Raw genomic sequence first — 3,993 nt, 5'->3', positions numbered from 1 at the left:
CGGCGAAGCGGAGGTCTACACGCGCGCCGCGCTGCGCAAGGTGCTGTGGCAGCTCGCGAACGTCGAATCCGGAGCGCGGCTTCATCCGGCCGAACTCGCGGAACTGGCGGTGGCCCTGCGGAATCCGGTGGTGCGGGATGTCATGTTCGCGCTCGCCCCGGGTGACCACGCCGCGGCCGCGGAGGCGCTGTGGATCCACCTCACCCGCGTTCTACCCGACCCGGACCGAGCCGAGGCGGCCGCACTGCTCGGCTACTGCGCCTATGTGCGCGGCGACGGTCCACTGGCCGGAGTCGCACTGGACGCGGCGCTGGCCTCCGATCCGGACCACACCATGGCCCGCCTGCTGGAGACGGCGCTGCGGAACGGTCTGCGCCCGGCCCAGCTGCGCCGGATCGCCGAGACCGGTCGCGAAGCCGCCGCGATCCTCGGCGTCGACCTCGGCCCGGAGCTGTCGTGACCGCCCCGGCGGGCCCACTTCCGCACACCGGTCATCCGGTCGATGCCGGGAGAAGCACGCCGAAACCCCGTCCGCGCCCGGCAAGGCCGAACCCGGGGCGAACGGGGCTCGGCCGAATGAGTCCGGGGCGAACGGGGCTCGGGCGAACGAGTCCGGGCGAACGGGGCTCGGACGAACGGGGCTCGGGCGAACGGGGCTCGGCCGAACGAGTCCGGGGCGAATGAGTCCGGGGCGAATGAGTCCGGGGCGACCGGGGCTGCGCGAACGTGTCCGAGGCGAACGTGTCCGAGGCGAACGTGTCCGAGGCGAACGTGTCCGAGGCGGACGGGACTGCGGCGGACGGGACTGGGGCGGACGGGTTGGCGAAGGCGCGGGTCAGCGGCGGGCGCTGTGCGCGCGGTCGCCGAGCGTCTGCAGGAACGACCAGGCATCGGCCACGATGGTGTCCAACTCGGTGTGTCGCGGACGCCAGTCGAGTTCGGTGACTGCCCGCTCGCTGGACGCGATGAGCACCGCCGGATCGCCCGCCCGCCGAGGGGCGTCGATCGCGCGGATGGGCAGGCCGGTGACGCGCTCGCAGGCCGAAATCACCTCGCGCACCGAGAAACCGGTTCCGCTGCCGAGATTGAAGATGCGGTGCGCACCGGGGCGCGACTGCGCCAGGGCCAGCAGATGCGCCTGGGCGAGATCGCGGATGTGGATGTAGTCGCGCACCGCGGTGCCGTCGGCGGTGGGGTAGTCGGTGCCGAAGACCGAGATGGACTCGCGGTGGCCCAGCGCCGTCTGCAGGACGAGGGGAATGAGATGGGTTTCCACGACGCGGTTCTCACCCAGGCCCGCGTACGCGCCCGCCACATTGAAGTAGCGCAGGCTGGTCGCCGCCAGACCGTGCGCCGCCGCGTAGGAGGTGATGGCGTAGTCGATGGACAGCTTCGACGCCCCGTAGGGGTTCGTCGGCCGGGTCGGCGCGTCCTCCACGATCGGCACCTGTTCCGGCTCGCCGTACACAGCGGCGGTGGAGGAGAAGACCAGGCGCGGCGTACCGGCGGCGCGCATGGCCTCCAGCAGGGCGAGGGTCTTCACCACATTGCCGTGCCAGTACTTCTCCGGCTGCTGCACCGATTCCCCGACCAGCGACTGCGCCGCGAAATGCAACACGCCGTCGAAGTTCTCGGCGGCGACGAGCTCCACGCCCACCGTGGCGATATCACCCTCCACGAACTTGGCGCCGGTGGGCACCCCGTCGGCATTGCCGGTCGAGACATCGTCCACCACGACCACCTCGTGGCCGTCTTCGAGCAGCACCTGCGCGCAGACGCCGCCGACATAGCCGGCACCGCCCGTGACCAGAAGTTTCACGCCTCAGACCAACTTCACCTGGACGGCGTGGGCCATCTCGTCGGAGAGTTCGAAACCGGCGTGGCCCGGCACCAGAATGACCACCGCGCCCGGCTTGGTCTCGACGTTCACGCGGGCGTCGGGCACCACGCCCGCCTCCCGCAGCTGGTTGATGATCTCCGGATCGGTCTGGATGTGCTCGGAGAGCCGTCGCACCACCACCGCCGCGGACTGCCCGGAGGGCAGGTCCGAGAGCCGGACCAGCTTCTCCTCGGCGTTCGAGGTGCCGGTGACACCCAGCTCGTCCAGGCCCGGGATCGGGTTGCCGTACGGCGAGGTCGTGGGGTGGTTGAGCACCTCGACCAGACGGCGCTCCACCTCCTCGCTCATCACGTGCTCCCAGCGACACGCCTCGGCGTGCACGTTCTGCCAGTCCAGTCCGATGATGTCGACCAGCAGCCGCTCGGCCAGCCGGTGCTTGCGCATCACCGCGACCGCCATGGCCCGGCCCTTCTCCGTCAACTCGAGATGGCGATCACCCGCGACGGTCAGCAGTCCGTCGCGTTCCATGCGCGCCACCGTCTGACTGACCGTGGGCCCGCTCTGCTCGAGGCGCTCGGCGATGCGCGCACGCAAGGGCGTGACGCCCTCCTCCTCGAGGTCGTAGATGGTACGGAGGTACATCTCCGTGGTGTCGACCAGATCCTTCACCTGTTTAACCCCTTCGTCGTGCACGAATTCTACCCATGCGCGGCGGCTGCACCGGGCGACAGCTTATTTCGCGAACGCACTGTCAACACCCAGGGCGCGCTGCGTGTTCCCTGCGGGTTCGGTGCTGCGCGGTGTCCAGAGCCTACGAAGCGCCGTGACGCATTAGCGTGGCAGGTATGCCTGGCCCACCGCGCAGTGACGGCACCGTCGTCTGGACCGACCGTTTCCTGGACTACAAGTGGACGCCGGAGCATCCGATGCGTCCCGTGCGGCTGCGCTTCACCATGGCGCTGGCCGAGAGTCTCGGCCTGTTCGACGGGGTGGAGGCGCTCTCGCCGACGGCGGCCACCGAGGGCGATCTGCTGCGCGTGCACACCCACGACTACATCGAAGCGGTCAAGCACGCTCGACAACCGGACGGTCAGCCGCCGCTGGCACCGCCCTACGGACTCGGTTCCCCCGACAACCCGGTGTTCCCGCAGATGCACGAGGCGGCCTCGGTCATCGTCGGCGGGACCCTCGCGGCGGCCCGGGAGATCGCCGCCGGACGCACCCGCCGCGCGGTGAGCATCGGCGGCGGCATGCACCACGCCATGCCGGCTTCGGCGGCCGGATTCTGCGTGTACAACGATGCGGCGGTGGCGATTTCGTGGCTGCTGGACAACGGTTTCGACCGCATCGCCTACCTGGATGTGGACGTCCACCATGGGGACGGGGTGCAGCGGGCCTTCTACGACGACCCGCGCGTGCTGACCGTCTCCATCCACCAGCATCCGGCGACGCTGTGGCCGAATACCGGCTGGTCCGAGGAGACCGGCGCGGGTAAGGCGGAGGGCACCGCGGTGAACCTCGCCATCATGCCCGGCACCCGGGACGCGTTGTGGCTGCGGGGCTTCCACGCGGTGGTGCCCGGCGCGCTGGCCGCGTTCCGGCCGCAGATCGTGGTCAGCCAGTGCGGCGTCGACACCCACCGCGAGGATCCGCTCGCCGACCTGGAGCTGTCGGTGGACGGACAGCGCGCCGCCTTCCTGGCCATGCGCGAACTGGCCGACCGCTACGCCGAGGGCCGCTGGCTGGCCATCGGCGGTGGCGGCTACGGGCTGATCCGGGTGGTGCCACGCGCCTGGACGCATCTGCTGGCCGCCGCCCTGGACCGCGATATCGACCCGGCCACCCCCATTCCGGCGGAGTGGGCCGCGGCCGCCGCCGAGTACGCGCCGAATATCGCGCCGCCCGCCACCATGGGCGACGGCGGCGACATCGCCTTCGAACGCTGGGACGGCCCCGGCGGCGGCCGGGAGACCGGTGACGAACGCGCCGACCGGGCCCGCCGGGCCCTCGACACATCCGTATTGGCAACACGCCGAGCGACTTTCGGACTGCTCGGCCTGGATCCGGAGGATCCCCGTGACTGAACCCACCGACCCGGCGACACCGCCGCCGGGCGAACCCGCCGCACGCGACAGACCCGCCGCCGGCGAGCC

4 protein-coding genes are annotated in these 3,993 nt (G+C 71.0%); 2 read left to right on the top strand and 2 right to left on the bottom strand.

Going from position 1 to position 3,993, the window contains the following annotated elements; translation table 11 throughout:
* The coding region (locus QK444_RS33730) for a DUF4192 domain-containing protein (protein WP_282786074.1) at nucleotides 1-460 on the top strand (460 nt) is incomplete at its 5' end.
* Between the two features lie 375 nt (nucleotides 461-835).
* Here QK444_RS33730 and galE read toward each other — a convergent pair.
* A complete protein-coding gene (galE, locus tag QK444_RS33725; protein ID WP_282786073.1) occupies nucleotides 836-1,819 on the bottom strand; it encodes a UDP-glucose 4-epimerase GalE in 984 nt (327 codons plus the stop codon).
* Nucleotides 1,820-1,822: 3 nt separating this feature from the next.
* Entirely contained in the window at nucleotides 1,823-2,509 is a 687-nt protein-coding gene (locus tag QK444_RS33720) for a metal-dependent transcriptional regulator (RefSeq protein WP_039815507.1), read from the bottom strand.
* A 176-nt stretch (nucleotides 2,510-2,685) separates the two neighbouring features.
* Here QK444_RS33720 and QK444_RS33715 point away from each other — a divergent pair, with 176 nt between their 5' ends.
* Complete coding sequence (locus tag QK444_RS33715; protein WP_282786072.1) at nucleotides 2,686-3,924, top strand: acetoin utilization protein AcuC; 1,239 nt, start codon at nucleotides 2,686-2,688, stop codon at nucleotides 3,922-3,924.
* Nucleotides 3,925-3,993: the final 69 nt, after the last annotated feature.

The organism is Nocardia sp. CC201C, from assembly GCF_030010695.1.
Lineage (GTDB): Bacteria > Actinomycetota > Actinomycetes > Mycobacteriales > Mycobacteriaceae > Nocardia > Nocardia otitidiscaviarum.
This window is presented reverse-complemented; position numbering and strand designations above follow the sequence as displayed.

Bases quoted from the DNA above. Each gene is read 5' to 3' on its own strand.
- QK444_RS33715 (WP_282786072.1), top strand. From the start codon at position 2,686: ATGCCTGGCCCACCGCGCAGTGACGGCACCGTCGTCTGGACCGACCGT.